The 15,683-nt window shown below is 44.8% G+C and carries 14 protein-coding genes; 9 read left to right on the top strand and 5 right to left on the bottom strand.

Going from position 1 to position 15,683, the window contains the following annotated elements; translation table 11 throughout:
* Nucleotides 1-31: 31 nt before the first annotated feature.
* Nucleotides 32-1,357: a 6-phospho-alpha-glucosidase gene (locus tag C0033_RS09505; RefSeq protein WP_103227622.1), complete on the top strand. Its 1,326-nt coding sequence runs from the start codon at nucleotides 32-34 to the stop codon at nucleotides 1,355-1,357.
* A gap of 26 nt (nucleotides 1,358-1,383) precedes the next feature.
* Nucleotides 1,384-1,869, top strand: coding sequence for a PTS glucose transporter subunit IIA (locus C0033_RS09500; protein WP_103227621.1), 486 nt, complete (start codon nucleotides 1,384-1,386; stop codon nucleotides 1,867-1,869).
* Between the two features lie 107 nt (nucleotides 1,870-1,976).
* Here the strand turns inward: C0033_RS09500 and C0033_RS09495 are convergent, their stop codons facing one another.
* From C0033_RS09495 to C0033_RS09485, 3 genes are read right to left on the bottom strand one after another with little or no spacing between them, the layout of a single operon-like run.
* Entirely contained in the window at nucleotides 1,977-2,402 is a 426-nt protein-coding gene (locus tag C0033_RS09495; RefSeq protein ID WP_103227620.1) for a hypothetical protein, read from the bottom strand.
* Between the two features lie 15 nt (nucleotides 2,403-2,417).
* On the bottom strand, nucleotides 2,418-3,443 hold the full coding sequence (locus C0033_RS09490) for a hypothetical protein (RefSeq protein WP_103227619.1): 1,026 nt from the start codon (nucleotides 3,441-3,443) through the stop codon (nucleotides 2,418-2,420).
* 10 nt (nucleotides 3,444-3,453) lie between these two features.
* A complete protein-coding gene (locus tag C0033_RS09485) occupies nucleotides 3,454-3,720 on the bottom strand; it encodes a DUF4176 domain-containing protein (RefSeq protein WP_103227618.1) in 267 nt (88 codons plus the stop codon).
* A gap of 219 nt (nucleotides 3,721-3,939) precedes the next feature.
* Between C0033_RS09485 and C0033_RS09480 the strand changes: the two genes are divergently transcribed.
* From C0033_RS09480 to C0033_RS09460, 4 genes are all read left to right on the top strand, one after another.
* Entirely contained in the window at nucleotides 3,940-4,188 is a 249-nt protein-coding gene (locus C0033_RS09480; protein ID WP_103227617.1) for a TM1266 family iron-only hydrogenase system putative regulator, read from the top strand.
* 138 nt (nucleotides 4,189-4,326) lie between these two features.
* Nucleotides 4,327-5,337, top strand: coding sequence for a uroporphyrinogen decarboxylase family protein (locus tag C0033_RS09475; RefSeq protein ID WP_103227616.1), 1,011 nt, complete (start codon nucleotides 4,327-4,329; stop codon nucleotides 5,335-5,337).
* 314 nt (nucleotides 5,338-5,651) lie between these two features.
* Nucleotides 5,652-8,438 (top strand): response regulator, encoded by a 2,787-nt coding sequence (locus C0033_RS09465; protein WP_103227614.1) that lies wholly within the window; start codon nucleotides 5,652-5,654, stop codon nucleotides 8,436-8,438.
* Between the two features lie 68 nt (nucleotides 8,439-8,506).
* Nucleotides 8,507-10,732 (top strand): diguanylate cyclase, encoded by a 2,226-nt coding sequence (locus C0033_RS09460; protein WP_103227613.1) that lies wholly within the window; start codon nucleotides 8,507-8,509, stop codon nucleotides 10,730-10,732.
* 261 nt (nucleotides 10,733-10,993) lie between these two features.
* Here C0033_RS09460 and C0033_RS09455 read toward each other — a convergent pair whose 3' ends face one another.
* Entirely contained in the window at nucleotides 10,994-11,503 is a 510-nt protein-coding gene (locus tag C0033_RS09455) for a GNAT family N-acetyltransferase (protein ID WP_103227612.1), read from the bottom strand.
* Between the two features lie 47 nt (nucleotides 11,504-11,550).
* On the bottom strand, nucleotides 11,551-12,225 hold the full coding sequence (locus C0033_RS09450; RefSeq protein WP_180994655.1) for a GntR family transcriptional regulator: 675 nt from the start codon (nucleotides 12,223-12,225) through the stop codon (nucleotides 11,551-11,553).
* A gap of 367 nt (nucleotides 12,226-12,592) precedes the next feature.
* Between C0033_RS09450 and C0033_RS09445 the strand changes: the two genes are divergently transcribed.
* The 3 genes from C0033_RS09445 to C0033_RS09435 are packed head-to-tail and all read left to right on the top strand — an operon-like array spanning nucleotide 12,593 to nucleotide 15,658.
* Nucleotides 12,593-13,600, top strand: a complete 1,008-nt coding sequence (locus tag C0033_RS09445; protein WP_103227610.1) for a tripartite tricarboxylate transporter substrate binding protein — start codon at nucleotides 12,593-12,595, stop codon at nucleotides 13,598-13,600.
* Between the two features lie 30 nt (nucleotides 13,601-13,630).
* Nucleotides 13,631-14,131 carry a tripartite tricarboxylate transporter TctB family protein gene (locus tag C0033_RS09440; RefSeq protein ID WP_180994654.1) on the top strand — a complete coding sequence of 167 codons (501 nt, stop codon included), beginning with the start codon at nucleotides 13,631-13,633 and terminating at the stop codon, nucleotides 14,129-14,131.
* A 24-nt stretch (nucleotides 14,132-14,155) separates the two neighbouring features.
* Nucleotides 14,156-15,658 carry a tripartite tricarboxylate transporter permease gene (locus C0033_RS09435; RefSeq protein ID WP_103227608.1) on the top strand — a complete coding sequence of 501 codons (1,503 nt, stop codon included), beginning with the start codon at nucleotides 14,156-14,158 and terminating at the stop codon, nucleotides 15,656-15,658.
* Nucleotides 15,659-15,683 lie beyond the last annotated feature (25 nt).

Genomic DNA, 15,683 nt, shown 5'->3' with positions numbered 1-15,683 from the left:
CCGCAGGCAGCGGCGGAATGAGAGGCAAAATATGAAGAAATATTCTGTAGTTATCGCAGGAGGCGGAAGCACTTATACGCCTGGTATTGTTATGATGCTTATGGATAATTTAGACCGGTTCCCGATCCGTTCCCTTAAATTATATGACAATGATGCGGAACGCCAGGAGACAATTGCAAAAGCCCTGGAGATCGTTATGAAGGAAACCGCTCCCGATGTAGCTTATTCTTATACCACAGACCCGGAGGAAGCATTTACCGATGTAGACTTCTGTATGGCCCATATCCGCGTCGGAAAGTATGCGATGCGTGAATTGGATGAGAAGATCCCGTTAAAATATGGGGTGGTAGGACAGGAAACCTGCGGCCCGGGCGGAATCGCATACGGCATGAGAAGCATTGGCGGCATGCTGGAACTGATCGACTATATGGAAAAATATTCTCCTGACTGCTGGATGCTCAATTATTCCAACCCGGCCTCCATCGTGGCGGAAGCCTGCCGCGTGCTGCGTCCGGATGCCAAGGTGCTCAATATCTGTGATATGCCGGTGGGAACCAAACGCCGCATGTCCTACATTGTGGGAAGAGATCCGAAAGACATTGACGTCAGCTATTTCGGCTTAAATCATTTCGGATGGTGGACCAGCGTAAAGGATAAAGACGGTACGGATTTAATGCCTCAGCTGCTGGAATATGTTTCCGAAAACGGGTATCTGACACAAAAAGCTGTAGAAACACAGCATATGGACGCCAGCTGGCAGGAAACTCATAAAAAGGCAAAAGATCTGCTGGCATTAGACCCTAAGTTTTTGCCAAACACCTATTTAAAATATTATCTCTATCCGGACTATGTGGTATCCCACAGCAATCCTGATTTTACGAGAGCCAACGAGGTGATGGAAGGACGGGAGAAGCATGTATTCGATGCGGCCCGGGCGATCATCGAGGCGGGAACTGCAAAGGGCGGCGAATTTGACATCGATAACCATGCATCGTTTATCGTAGATTTGGCCCGCGCTATCGCATATAACACCCACGAGAGAATGTTATGCATTGTGGAGAATAAGGGAGCGATCTCCAACTTTGACCCCACCGCCATGGTAGAAGTGCCGTGTCTGGTAGGCTGCAACGGCCCGGAACCGCTCTGCCAGGGTGATATCCCGACTTTTGAAAAGGGAATGATGGAAGAGCAGCTGGCCGTGGAGCGTCTGGTTGTGGAAGCATGGGTGGAAGGAAGCTATCTGAAGCTTTGGCAGGCGCTCACCCTGTCCAAAACAGTGCCGAGCGCGGCTGTTGCAAAACAGATTTTGGATGAACTGATCCCAGCGAATAAGGGATATTGGCCGGAACTGAAATAAATATACTTTGAGGGGAGTATTCATATATGTTCGGATTTTTAAGCAAAAAGGGAAAGAAAGAGAACTGCCTGAAAGCCGCAGCAAATGGTACGGTTGTGCCCATGGCGGAAGCTTCCGACGAGACATTTGCATCCTGCATGCTGGGAAACGGCGTGGTGATCCATCCAACTGACGGCATGACAACAGCTCCCTGTGACGGAGAAATCACAGTGTTTATGGAAGACAGCAAACATGCGGTAGGATTGAAGACGGAATACGGGTTTGATCTGCTGATTCATATCGGAATTGACACGGTGAGCCTGGAAGGCCAGGGATTTAAAAGCTTCATTAAGCTTGGACAGAAGGTGAAGGCCGGGGATAAGCTGATTCAGTTTGATAAAGAACTGATTGAATCCAAAGGGCTGTGCGCCGACGTGATCGTGATCGTTCTGGATTCTCCGGATTTGATGCCTATAGAATATGTTACCGGTATTCAGGCTGTGGCCGGGGAGACTGTGGTAGCTAAGTTTTAGATAATAAAATGATGGCAAGACGAAAAAGTCCTCTTGAAATTCTTCGGAATTTTGAGAGGGCTTTTTTGCCTTGCCAATATGGTGGATGAAACGTAAAACGGGGCCGTTCAGGAAGGAATCTTCCTGCAAAAACAGATGATTATGGCTGCGGTAAACAGGCATAGGGCGATAAAAAGTTCTATGCCGGCAAGCACCAGATTTTTCCCGGCCTTTACCAAATCTGATTCGGAATATGCTTTTTCAGGATGATATTCGCAGACATAGAATTGTTCGTCAAATTCTTTGCGGGATATCTTTACCTGGTAGCGGATATTTTCATAGATATAATGCCTTTTATAGATGGCTTTTCCTTTGTCGAAATTTGTCGGTTTCAGACTGTCCGACGCTTGGTCTTCAAAAACAGTGACCGGTTTAAAATGATCCGGAAAATGAGTGGTCATACACTGATAACGTCCATAGGCTCCCCAGGCGAGAAAAATCATGGATATGCCGGCCGCCAGCAGCAGTGTGAAAATGGGTATATTTTTATGCATACAGAAACCTCCGAATTATTGGGATACATAGGCAGGTGTTTCAGAATCCCCGGTAAAGAAGTCGATTACGCTGTCCACCGTCTTTGCGGCCTTGTTGACGAGCTGATCTTTTAGCTTAATCCTCTCCAGAACAATGTCTTTTACAATTTCTCCTCCTGTAGAAGTTCCGATTTCCTTTTGGGCAAGCTGATACAGCTTTGATACCGATTTACAGGCTTTTTGAGCCAAGGGTTCGGAATTGATATAATCTGCGATTTTAGTTATGTTTTTGGAGGTCCATTCCGCACCCTCCTGAATGACGTCGTCCAGCTTTGTGAAAACGTCGTCCGCATATTTCCAGGTTCCTCTTGCATAATCGATCATTCCGCCCAAAGCTCCGTCGGAATGCTTTAGAATCTCTCCCAGCTCGTCGGAATATTTGAGAAGATCAAACAGAGGAACTACTGCGATCACATCGATGCCTAAAGAGATCCACTCGGCTGTTTCCGGACCGTCTTCAAACAGGTGGTAAATATCTGCCAGAAGGTCTCTGATATCACAAGCAGTTCCTAAGTAAGGGACGCATCCTACAAGCACTGCCCCAACAATGCCAAGCATATTGCATTCATCTGTGAAATTGCCCAAAATGACCTGTTCCGCTGCATCCATAAAGTAATCCGCAGCGTAGTCCCAAATGTCTGGGTCTACGTCCTGATAATAATTGTATATAAAATTGTTATTGTTCCCCGGATCTTCCGTATTCGGGAGCTTGGCGGTCACCTTCGTTTTGCCCAGAATATCCGATTCTGCAGACGAATAAAGATTGATAATCACCTCCAGTTTATCGGACATCTGCGCCATATTATTCTGAAGCCGGCCGCAGTTATTCAGGACAATTTTCAAATTTCGCTGTACCCGGTCCACGGAAATGGCAGAGATGCCTAAATTGCCTTTTACGGATTCAATATCTGAGGATATATCTGTGATGGATGATATAAAATTGAAAAAAGATGTTTTTGTATCTTCCATTCCTCCTGTTTTAACGCTGAAACCCTGTGCCATAGTACCCTCCTTATTCATCAGAATTTTTCAACAAAGACCTGAAATGCAGTTCTTCAATATCCTGAAAACCGATAAAATAAATCATCTGGATCTGGTCATGGTTAAACAGCACCACATCCTTACTGTTTAACATTCCTTCGGGATAAAGGCAGGCTGAATAATCGTATTCCTTTTCCCCATCTTTTACTAATTGTCTCCGCCCATAGATCATGAGGCGTTTCTTTCCTTCTTTTAACAGCACGACTGAACCAATTGGCAGATAATTTTTCTGACTCATAATTATTTCCTCTCTTCATAACAGTAAAATATATTTGTTAAGGAGATCGTATCAAAATGAACGAGAAAAGTGGGGATTCCCTGACGGACGGCACATTTTAAAGACGAATGACCACGATTTTGAGACGGGAAAAGGTCATGTTCTTGAAAACTCTAAAAATATGAGATAAGATGGTAACAACAGCAGATAAGGCTGTAATTGACAGGGAGGGATCATAGCATGGAGACAAGAATTGCTGTAATAGGAATTATTATTGAAAATATGGAATCGGTAGAGGCAGTAAATGGGATTCTGCATCAATATGGAAGTTATATCATCGGAAGAATGGGACTTCCCTATCCGAAAAAGCATGTGAATATTATCAGCGTAGTGGTGGACGCGCCCCAGGATGTGATCAGCGCCATATCGGGAAAGATTGGAAGACTTCCGGGAATCAGCTGCAAAGCCCTTCATTCAAAGATGAGCTGATTGTAAAAATTTTGCATAATCCAAAGAAATTACAAAAAAGTGCAAATTATTTTTAGAAAGACCTCTTAGCTTTTGGTATATTAGATTCATCAAAAAGCAGAAACGGCCTGAAAAATAAGGGCGGAATGAGAGGTTAATATGAAGATAAATATGAAAGAATGGCTGGCAGAACTGCTGGCCGCACCGGAGAAAAAAGCGATGCCTGTATTATCATTTCCGGCAATTCAGCTTATGGACATTACTGTCCGGGATTTGATCTCAGATGCGGGAGCACAGGCGAAAGGAATGAAAATGATTGCGGACCGGGTGGATTCCTTAGCGTCTGTCAGCCTGATGGATTTGTCGGTAGAAGCCGAATGTTTCGGTTCTGAGATACGTTATGCGGATGACGAGGTTCCTACAGTAATCGGAAGTGTGGTTGCCGATGAAGAAGGGGCGGAGGCACTGCAGATTCCGGCCATCGGAACAGGAAGAACCCAGATATATATAGACGCTATCAAAATGGCTGTAAAAGAGATTACAGACCGCCCTGTGTTTGCTGGAATCATCGGGCCATTTTCTTTGGCGGGCCGTCTGATGGATGTGACGGAAGCCATGGTGTACTGCTATGAGGAACCGGACATGGTTCATACGATTTTGGAAAAAGCGTCCCGGTTTTTGATTGACTACGCCAATGCTTATAAAGCGGCGGGCGCTCACGGCGTTGTAATGGCAGAACCGCTGGCAGGTATGCTTTCTCCTGCTTTGTCGGAAGAATTTTCCTGTGATTATGTGAAGAAGATCGTGGACGCCGTCCAGGATGATGATTTCCTGGTGATCTATCATAATTGCGGCAATTATACCATTCAGATGATAGACCAGATCCTTTCAACCGGTTCTGCTGCTTATCATTTTGGCAATGCCATCGATATGGCGGAGATGATGACACACATTCCGGAGGGAACAATCGCCATGGGCAATGTGGACCCGGCCGGTGAGATCAGAAACGGCACACCGGAATCCGTGAGAAAGGCGACTTTAAAGGTGATGAATGACTGCTGCAAATATCCTAACTTTGTGATCTCTACGGGATGCGATATTCCTCCGATGTCCAAGTGGGAGAATATTGATGCGCTTTTTGCGGCGGTTGAGGAGTATTACGGAAAGTAGGAAGGAATCCTGACATGGATGGAAAGATGTTTGAAACAGAACGATAAATTCAGAATGCATCAAGCCGCTGTGCTGCAAAATGCCGGGGCTATGGTGCATTTTCTTTTTACAGCTGTTTTTTTCAATGCTTTTGGATTCTTAATCAGGCTTACCAGCATCCCGGCTAAGCTATTGATATTTTTTAGGGTTTTTGCTATACTGAGTTAAAATAAATATGTATGTGAACGATTGAAAATTTGCCAAAACACTGCAATTGCCAATAAAAATCAAAAATCGATTCTCACATAACGTGTTAAAGAATGGGCGGTTGAATTATGGGAAATAGAACGGAGCAGAGTAAAGGCTATATACCTCAAAAGACAGGGAACGGGTGCCCGGCAGTGATAGAAATGTTAAAGACGGGTATGGTCAGCTGTCTGCTGGACGAGGACCTGACTTTTCTGTGGGGAAATTCCAGCTTCTTTACCGGCCTCGGTTATACTCAGGAGGCTTTTTGCAGTCTCTTTAATAATCTGCGGCAATACTATGCAGTTATACCCGAAGAATATGCCTTTATCCGTCAGAAATTGACACAGGCGCTCAAAAAGAATTGTTTTGATATTGAAATGAACGTCCGTCTGCCTCTCAAAGAGGGCGGATTTTCTTGGGCTCATTTATATGGAACCATTAAGGAGGATACTGCAGCCGGAGGGACGATATTGTTGGCGGAACTTACGGATGTGGGCGAATTTATGGTTAAGCAAGAAGAACAGGAGCGGCTCTGTCAGCAGAAGCTGCAGTATTTCCACTTTATGCTGGATACATATGAGGGCTATGTCTACGTCAGTGACATGGACACCTATGAGCTGTTATACGTGAATCAACATACCTGTGACGTTTTGGGTGAGCCGGCGATAAAAGTATTGGGCCACAAGTGCTATGAGATAATCCAGGGAAGGACGTCACCCTGTCCTTTCTGCACGAACAATAAATTGACTGAGGACCAGTTTTATGAGTGGGAATTCAAGAACCCTGTACTGGAGCGGACCTTCCGAATTAAGAACCGCATTATTAACTGGGAAGGCCGGCGGGCGCGGCTCGAACTCTCTTATGATATGTTCAGTACAGAATACAAACTGGCGAAGAAGGACCAAGAGAGGGATGCTCTGATACGCAGCGTTCCCGGAGGTTTGGCCCGGGTGGATGGCCGGGATATGCGCACTGTCCTTTGGTACAGCGGCAGTTTTTTGAATATAATCGGCTATACCAAAGAACAATTCGAAAAAGAACTGCATTCTCAATGTAGCTATATGCATCCGGACGATATTGAACATGCAGCCGCAGTCATGGAGCAATCTAAGAAGACCGGAGAATCCACTATGCTGGAAGTCAGAATTGTCACCCGTGACGGAATTTCTAAAATCCTAATGATGACATACAGCTATGTCAGCGGCGAGGACAGCTGGGATGGAATCCCTTCCTATTACAGTGTGGGAGTAGACGTGACGGCAGAGCGCACGGAGCAGGCTCGTCAGAAACGGGCGTTGGAGGATGCCTGCAAAGCGGCTCAGATAGCCAACGATGCCAAGACGAACTTCCTTTCCTCCATGTCTCACGACATCCGCACGCCCATGAATGCAATCATTGGTATGGCGGTCATCGCACAGGCAAACCTGCAGTCCCCGGAAAAGATACAGGACTGTCTGAATAAAATAAATGTTTCCAGCCGGCATCTTCTAAGCCTCATTAACGAAGTGCTGGACATGTCCAAGATTGAGAGCGGAAAAGTTGACCTTCTCTCGGAGCCGGTTTCACTGCCGGAGCTGATTGAAGACGTTATGGATGTGTTCCGGCCGCTGGCTGCGGAAAAGCACCAGGAGCTGCATATTAACGCCGATCATGTACGGCATGAAAACGTGGTATCGGATCAAAGCCGCCTGCAGCAGGTCTTAGTAAACCTGCTTTCCAATGCGGTTAAATATACGCCCGACGGCGGCAGTGTCGGGCTGCGGGTCAGAGAGCTTCCATCATTTGCCAAAGGCAGAGGGCAGTATGAATTCATTGTCACTGACAATGGGATCGGGATGTCTGAGGAATATATCCCGCACATTTTTGAGCCTTTCTCCCGGGCGGAAGAGTCAAAAGCCAAACAGATACAAGGAACAGGTCTGGGCATGGCGATCACACAGAATATTGTGTGTATGATGAACGGCACCATTGAGGTCAAGAGTACCTTGGGAGTGGGAAGCGAATTTATTGTTGCAGTCTCTTTTGAGTTGTGCGAAGAGGTGGATGAAAACACGGATGAATTGGCCGGTCTGCCGGTTCTTGTGGTGGATGATGACCAGATCATTTGTGAAAGTGCCGCTGAGATTCTGGACGATCTGGGTATGCGAAGCAGCTGGGTGCTTTCGGGGAAAGAGGCGGTCCGCTGCGTTGTGGACGCCCATGAGGCCAAAGATGATTTCTTCTCTGTAATACTGGACTGGAAGATGCCGGAAATGGGTGGGTTGGAAACGCTTAAAGTGATTAGGAAGCAACTGGGTATGGATGTTCCCATCATTGTCATTTCGGCCTATGATTATTCTGATATAGAGGAAGAGTTCTGGATGGCCGGGGCGGACGCTTTTATCACGAAACCGCTTTTTAAGTCAAAGATATCCCGCACTTTCCACCAGATCTGCCAAAGCGGGCGTTCTGATGCCATGGCGATTCCTGTCGAAAAAGCCTGTTTTAGCTTAGACGGTAAGAGGATTCTGTTGGTAGAGGATAACCAGCTCAACAGGGAAATCGCAGCTGAATTATTGGAAATGAATGGATTTTTAATTGATGAGGCGGAAAACGGCCAGTTTGCGGTGGATATGTTTAAGGCATCCGCGCCAGGGAAATACGACTGTATTTTGATGGATATTCAGATGCCGGTGATGGATGGCTATCGGGCAGCAGAAACCATTCGGGCGCTTAATCGGGAGGATGCAAGGAGCGTTCCAATCCTGGCTTTGACGGCGAATGCCTTTGCCACTGACATAGGAAAGGCCCATAGTGCAGGTATGAACGATCATGTGGCAAAGCCGATTGAAGTTGGCCGCCTGTTGGAAACGCTGCAGAGATGGATCAGGTGATTCCCATCCAAATGTGTAGAGGCCCGGAAACTTCCCATGGAGTTTCCGGATTGTGAGGAGGAATAAATGTGCAGAGACTGCTGAAAGGACTCAGCCAGGAGGGCGAGGCTATATTAAACCTTATTCCTGGTGGAGTTATGCAATGCCGGAATGACGGTGATTATACCATTGTTGAAGTTAACAATGGCTTCCTTGATATGTTCGGATTTACCAGAGAAGAACTGGCAGGACAGTTTCAAAATCAGTTCCTCGCAATGATTCATATGGCAGATCGGCAAAATTTTCTGATCGAAGTAAACCGCCAGTTAAGTCAAGGTGACCGGCTTTCTATGAGTTATCGGATACTATGTAAGGACGGAAGCTACAAATGGGTCGCCAACAGCGCTCAGTTGTTCGGTGACGGACGGGAAGAACGCTTTTTTTGTATTTTTCTGGATCTCACCGAGGTGCGTGATGCACAGGAGAAGCTTCGTTTGTCGCTGGAGCATCTGGAAATCATCATGAATCAATCTTCAGATATCATTTTTGAGTGGGATATTTGTGCGGATACAATTTCCTTCTCTCCTAATTGGCTGGCAAAATTTGGGTATGCGCCGAATTATGACAGCAGCCTGCAGAAGGAAGAACTGCTCCGGCATTTCTATCCCGATGATATTGAGCCCATGGCCGACGTTATGGATGATATAAAAAGAGGGGCACCTAATTCGGTACTGGACGTACGTATCCGAAACGCAAAAGGTCTATACATTTGGTGCAGGCTCCGGGCAACTACTCAATATGACGCAGACAACAAACCACTGCGCGCAGTAGGAACCATTTCAGACATTGATGAAGAGAAACGGATGGTGGAAGATTTGCGCAAGAGGGCGGAACTGGACGCTCTGACCGGTCTTTATAATCATTCCGAAATGGAACATAGGGCAGAACAGTATCTGAATGGCAAGCCGGAGACGGTCTGTGCCATGTTTATTATTGATGTGGATAATTTTAAGCTGGTGAACGACAGACAGGGACACCTGTTTGGGGACGCAGTATTGGCTGAACTGGCGGCAGGCATGAAAAAGCTGACACGGAAGTCGGATGTGATCGGCAGAATTGGCGGGGACGAATTCGCAATTTTCTTAAAAGATCTTCCTTCAACCTCAGTTGCCGAAGGAAAGGCCAGGAAGCTTCTGGCGATGTTCCGGCAGCTGTTTCAGGAAGAAAAACGGTCTGTTGAGGTGACATGCAGCATTGGTCTGTCCATTTATCCGTGGGACGGCACTGATTACCATACCCTGTATCACTGTGCAGATTTGGCATTGTACCAGGCTAAAAGCCAGGGAAAAAACCAGTACGCCCGATATGATGTTAAAAGTATGGAGGCAATGGACCGAATTGGGTATTCCTCTCTGGGAGCGGCTATTGATTCCGACCAAATCGTAAGCGGTAAGTCTGGGGATTTAGTTAATTACGTGTTCCAAATTCTGTATGATACCCATGATATCGACATTGCCGTTCAAGCAATTTTGGAAATTGTGGGCAGACGGTTCGATGTGAGCCGGGCTTATGTTTTTGAAAACAGCGATGACGGAAAATATACCAATAATACATATGAATGGTGTAATAAGGGAATTACACCACAAAAGGAGTTTCTACAGCAATATCCTTATGAGAATGTGAAGGGGTACAAGGAGCTGTTTCGGGATAAGTCTATTTTTTATTGCCGGGATATCCATTCTCTTACCCCGGCCCAGACTGCGCTTTTTGAGAATCAGGGAATCTGTTCTACACTCCAGTGCGCGTTGTATGATGGGGAGGAATTCCGTGGTTTTATCGGGTTTGATGAGTGCACGGGGGTGAGAATGTGGAATAAAGAAGAGATTGGCATGCTCTCTCTGATTGCCCAGATTCTGACTACATTCCTTTTGAAAAAACGGGAGGAGGACCGAAACGAGCAGATCATGGTCAAACTCAACACGATCCTGAATATGCAGGACGCCTATATCTATGTTATTCATAAGGATACTTATGAACTGTTGTATCTGAATCAAAAGACGCTTAGGCTCGATCCGTCTGCTAAGGTTGGCATGACTTGTTATCAAGCATTTTTTGATCGGAGCACGCCCTGCGAAAAATGTCCGTTAACAGGTGCCACAGAGGTTTATAACCCACAATATGACGTCTGGACCAAGATACGGTATTATGCGATGGAATGGGGCGATAGTAATGCATACCTGATTAATTGCGCGGATATAACGGAATACAAGCGGCTGCAGGAGATTAAGGCTGAGAGAGGCACCGTTTTGGAGTAATTATCAAAATTGGGAGGGAGGGTGACTGTGGAAGCTTGTGTCGGCGATAGCTGACCGTGAATAGGTTATTGATTGCGTCCATTTTTCCTACTATCATGCCATGGAGTGCATAGGCCCAGAAAAACTGTTTTGACAACTCAGTGTAAGGTGCGGATCTGTTCCAATAATGTGGATTCGCTTCATACAGTGAACAAAGGAAGAACAGTTTTTTAGGGCCTTTACAGATGGGGGAGTTCTATAATCAATTTATGTTCAACAGCGTTATAACTCAATCCAATATCTTCTGGTCAATCGCTCAATACCGTCAATGGTATTTATGATTTTATCCTGCAGCTGTCCACCGTTTTTTTCGATAACGCGGGCAGAACCATAGTTGTTATCATTACAAGTGATTAAGACTCTGTCAAGTCTGATGACATCTTTCGCATAGATCAAAGCCTTTGAAAGCATGACTGTGCCCAACCCCTCATTCCATCTTGAAAATCTTACTCCATAACCTATATTTCCGCCAATGCGCAGCAAAGAATCCGTCAGACTGTGACGAATTGATACTTCCCCAAGAAATTCATCGCCTTCTGTTAACCACAAATAGGTCCCTTTTACATATCCTTCCGGCAGATTATTACCATTTCTGTAGTCCTCGATCAGCTGGAAAATATCACAGATGTTGACGTCTAAAAAATCATAGGTGGTGACATTATGACGGCGGTATTCGTCTATTGCGCTGACGTAGGATTGATAATATTTTTTACTGGGTATGACTAATTCCATAGTATTCACCTTCTTAAAATTTTAATGATTAGATTTGCGGTAAAAAATTAATTTAATGACAGTTTATCGGAAAAACTATTGCTGGACAGCAGAAGCTCCAGCTTGCATTGGCGGGCTTTCGTGATATGGGATTCCATGAGTTTTGCAGCGCTTTCTAAATCCTGTTTGGTAATGGATTCTATGATCTGGATATGTTCGTCCATACTGTCGTGACGGCGTTTTCCAAGTTCACAGCCGCTTATTACGGAAATGCGGAAGTTCTGGTTGCTGATATTAGTATAAAGCTGATTAAAATAAGTGTTTTGAGCCATAGCAAAAATGAATCGGTGAAAATCAGAATCCAGTTTGGTGAACATGATGGGACTGGCCTCATCCACGTCAAACTGCCGAAATTCCTCATGGAATTTTCTCAAAGTGGCCATGTCAGCATTCATGCCATAATTTAAAATAATCTGCGGTTCCATAATGATCCGGACATCATAAATATTTTTCATTTCATTCAGCGTGATTCCCTGCACGAAAATCCCTTTTTTAGGAACAATGATAACAAGATTATCCTGGCTAAGACGGCTTAGGGCATCTCTGACCGGAGTTCTGCTGATATTTAAGTCGGTGCACAGCATATCTTCGCTCAAAATCATGTTGGGATAGTACTCGCAGCTGAGTATTTTTTCTTTTATGTTGTTATATGCATATTCTTTTAACGGTTGTGTTAGAGCCATCATCCATATTCTCCTTTTAACTTGGATACATGATAAATGCAAGAAAGTACCCTATATGTATTTCCAAATTTATCCATAAAAACATTATATCATTCTATAATGCCCTTGTCAGCATCTAAGAGGTAAAACCCGATGTATACCTCTGAATATATCATTATTTTTGAGAAAATCAAGTGTAAAATGTGAAGTGAAGACAGTTATATTATGGAAATAAGTAATACTAGACAGATTTTACAGAATAACTTTGTGCGTGTTTGCTAATTGACTTGAAATTTAGGGAAGACTATAATTTAAGTACAGCTTGGATACAAGTGAGATACAAGCTGGGTACAAGGTGACGAGTAAGTAGAAGGAGGGCAGTTTTCATATGAAAAAGATCAAAAGGATGATTTGTATCGTAATCAGCTGTATTCTTTGGGTGAGTTTGCTGGGGGGATGTTCGAAAAAGAAGAATGAAGAGACAAAAGTGGATACGGTAATGACGGATTACCCCAAATATTCCATTCAGGTGATCGTACCACTGGGGAGCGGAGGCGACACGGATTTGTGCGCCAGATTGTTTGCCACATATTTAGAAAAGGAACTGGGGGTATCCGTAGTTGTGAATAATATAAAAGGGGCGGCTGGCGTTACCGGTTCCAGAGAGGTTTTGAATGCCAAGCCGGACGGATATACGGTGTTATTTTACCAATATGCGGCCCTGGTGAATATGGTAACGGGGGCATCTGATTTTTCCTACATTGATGATTTTGAAGTTGCTGGTATTGCAATGCAGGATGACTGCTACATATGGCTGGGAAATGGAAAGTCAGATTATAATGATTTGGGCGACGTGATAGAAGATGCCAGAAAGAATCCAGGGAAAGTAAATATTGCGCTGTCAGGAACGGGCAATATGTCACATTTAAGCGCGGCCATTATAGAAAGACTGGCAGACGTTGATTTCAATCTCGTTGATTTTGGTTCGGCTACCGAGGATGCGGCGGCCTTGCTCAGCAACCAGGTGGCAACTTACGCAGGTTATTATGTTTCTGCAAAATCTTATCTGGAATCAGGAGATTTTAAGCCTTTAGCGGTGTTTGCCGAACAGAGACATCCGTTATTTCCGGATGTGCCGACAGTAAAGGAATTGGGATATGAAGCGGACTGCCTGAACACAAAATTTTATTATTACGCATTTCCAAAAGATACTCCGAAAGAGGTTGTATCAGCCTTTTCGACAGCTATGGAAAAGGTGTGTTCCGACGAAGAAGCACAGAAGAAATTCTATGATGATTACTATATCACGTTAAAATATATGAATCCTGAGGAATCTATCGATTATATGCGGGGAGTATATGAGGACTTTAACAAGTATTCGGATATTTTCAAATAAGAGAAGATCTGAAAAAGAAAGGAATGGATGATGAGATTTTTAAAAAATAAAGATGCGGCCTCAGGGATTTTTCTGGTTGTATTTTCCATCTGGGCCTTTTGCTCTACCAGTGCATTTGGAAAATCATCCATCAGTACTTATGGAAATCCAGCGGTAGTTCCAAGAATTGTGACCATTGTTATATTTGTGCTGGCATCATTAATTCTTATGGATGGTGTGAAAGAGGTGAAACGGCAGGAAATTGGCAGGGAAACCTTGGAGCAAGGCAGTTTGTTCTCAAAAGAACGGCTGCCGGAACTTATGACATTTCTTCTTCTGGTAATCTATGTCGTAACCATAAGGGCTATTGGATTTGTGATTACCACTGCGGTGTATCTGTGCCTGCAGATGTTTATACTTTCCTGTTTTGACACAAAAAAGATCTGGTTGTTTTTATTGATTGCCTGTATCATTTCTCCTGCGTTATTTTATGGATTCCGGACATTTTTTGATGTTCTGCTTCCTGCGGGAGTGCTTGGATGGAATCCATGAGACAGGTTGGGAAAGCAGAGGTAGATGATGGAATTAATTTTAAATGGACTCCAGGCCGTTTTTACTGCGGGAAACCTGCTTCTTATAATTGGGGGAACGGCTTTGGGGATTATATTCGGCTCAGTCCCGGGCTTGACTGCGACGATGGCAGTGGCTCTTTGTCTGCCGGCAACTTATGCGATGAACAGCACATCGGCCATGTGTTTGCTGGTGGGACTTTATATCGGGGGGATTTCAGGCGGGCTGGTTTCTGCTGTTTTACTGAAAATACCGGGAACACCGTCTTCTATCGCCACAACTTTTGACGGAAATCCCATGGCGGAGCGGGGAGAAGCCGGAAAAGCTCTTTCTACCGGAATTTGGGCATCTTTTTTAGGCGGATTTTTAAGCTTCTGCGTTCTTTTCTTTGTTGCTCCGGCGCTGGCTAATGTGGCGGTCCGCTTTACTCCGTATGATTATTTTTCCGTTATATTGTTTTCGCTGACCATGATATCTTCACTGAGCGGAAATAATTTAAAAAAAGGGATTATGGCAGGAATGCTGGGAATCTTTCTTTCCTTTGTAGGAGGCGATCCTATTGATGGAAAAGTCCGCTTTACTTTTGGTATTGCCTCTTTGGACGGCGGTTTTGCCACACTTCCGGTTGTTATCGGCTTGTTCGCTGTGACAGAGGTATTTGATACGGCCAAAAATGCTTTTGGCCTGAAGCACGAAACGAAGGTTAATTATGAATTGGGAAACTCAAGGCTTAGATGGACAGATATCAAGGATCAGGGAATTAACTTTATCCGTTCCTGGGCCATCGGGCTGGGGATTGGAATTCTTCCCGGAATAGGCGGAGGCGTGTCCAACCTGATATCGTATACCACATCGAAAAAACAGTCCCCGCATCCTGAAAAATATGGGACAGGCTGTGTGGATGGAATAATAGCGTCAGAAACAGCGAACAACGCAACCATAGGAGGCGCTTTAGTTCCTCTGCTGGCATTGGGTATTCCGGGCGATGCAATTACTGCAGTTTTGATCGGAGCGTTTATGATCCATGGAATTTCTCCGGGGCCGCTGCTGTTTACCACAGAAAAAGCTTTGGTATATGCTATTTTTGCGGCGATTATGGTGGCCAATGCAGCTATGCTGGTGCTGATGCTGGCGGGTAAGAGAATGTTTACCAGAATACTGAGAGTTCCAAGGCATATTCTGCTGCCGCTGGTGCTGGCTGTCTGCGTGATCGGGGCTTATGGAAATAATAACAGAATGTTTGATGTTTATGTGGTGCTTATTTTTGGTGTGATTGGACTAACTTTAAAGCATTTTGGATATCCGGTAGCGCCTATGGTGATGGGGATGATTCTGGGAACCAATCTGGAACAGTACTACAGGAGGTCGCTGATGTTCAGCAACGGATCTTTTATGCCTTTTCTCACACACCCTATTTCCGCATTTTTCCTTGTAATCTGTGCAGTATCCATCATAATGACTGTGCTGCGGCAGCAAAAGATTATAAAAAATAGGGAAAAAGGTTCGTAAGACAGCAGTTTAGAAATATATAATG

The sequence above is a fragment of the Clostridium sp. chh4-2 genome (genome assembly GCF_002899675.1).
Lineage (GTDB): Bacteria > Bacillota > Clostridia > Lachnospirales > Lachnospiraceae > CHH4-2.
This window is presented reverse-complemented; position numbering and strand designations above follow the sequence as displayed.

What these genes read in the sequence shown, in the direction of transcription:
- C0033_RS09505 (WP_103227622.1), top strand. Translation starts at nt 32, where the DNA reads ATGAAGAAATATTCTGTAGTTATCGCAGGAGGCGGAAGCACTTATACG.
- C0033_RS09500 (WP_103227621.1), top strand. Translation starts at nt 1,384, where the DNA reads ATGTTCGGATTTTTAAGCAAAAAGGGAAAGAAAGAGAACTGCCTGAAA.
- C0033_RS09495 (WP_103227620.1), bottom strand. Translation starts at nt 2,402, where the DNA reads ATGCATAAAAATATACCCATTTTCACACTGCTGCTGGCGGCCGGCATA.
- C0033_RS09490 (WP_103227619.1), bottom strand. Translation starts at nt 3,443, where the DNA reads ATGGCACAGGGTTTCAGCGTTAAAACAGGAGGAATGGAAGATACAAAA.
- C0033_RS09485 (WP_103227618.1), bottom strand. Translation starts at nt 3,720, where the DNA reads ATGAGTCAGAAAAATTATCTGCCAATTGGTTCAGTCGTGCTGTTAAAA.
- C0033_RS09480 (WP_103227617.1), top strand. Translation starts at nt 3,940, where the DNA reads ATGGAGACAAGAATTGCTGTAATAGGAATTATTATTGAAAATATGGAA.
- C0033_RS09475 (WP_103227616.1), top strand. Translation starts at nt 4,327, where the DNA reads ATGAAGATAAATATGAAAGAATGGCTGGCAGAACTGCTGGCCGCACCG.
- C0033_RS09465 (WP_103227614.1), top strand. Translation starts at nt 5,652, where the DNA reads ATGGGAAATAGAACGGAGCAGAGTAAAGGCTATATACCTCAAAAGACA.
- C0033_RS09455 (WP_103227612.1), bottom strand. Translation starts at nt 11,503, where the DNA reads ATGGAATTAGTCATACCCAGTAAAAAATATTATCAATCCTACGTCAGC.
- C0033_RS09450 (WP_180994655.1), bottom strand. Translation starts at nt 12,225, where the DNA reads ATGGCTCTAACACAACCGTTAAAAGAATATGCATATAACAACATAAAA.
- C0033_RS09445 (WP_103227610.1), top strand. Translation starts at nt 12,593, where the DNA reads ATGAAAAAGATCAAAAGGATGATTTGTATCGTAATCAGCTGTATTCTT.
- C0033_RS09440 (WP_180994654.1), top strand. Translation starts at nt 13,631, where the DNA reads ATGAGATTTTTAAAAAATAAAGATGCGGCCTCAGGGATTTTTCTGGTT.
- C0033_RS09435 (WP_103227608.1), top strand. Translation starts at nt 14,156, where the DNA reads ATGATGGAATTAATTTTAAATGGACTCCAGGCCGTTTTTACTGCGGGA.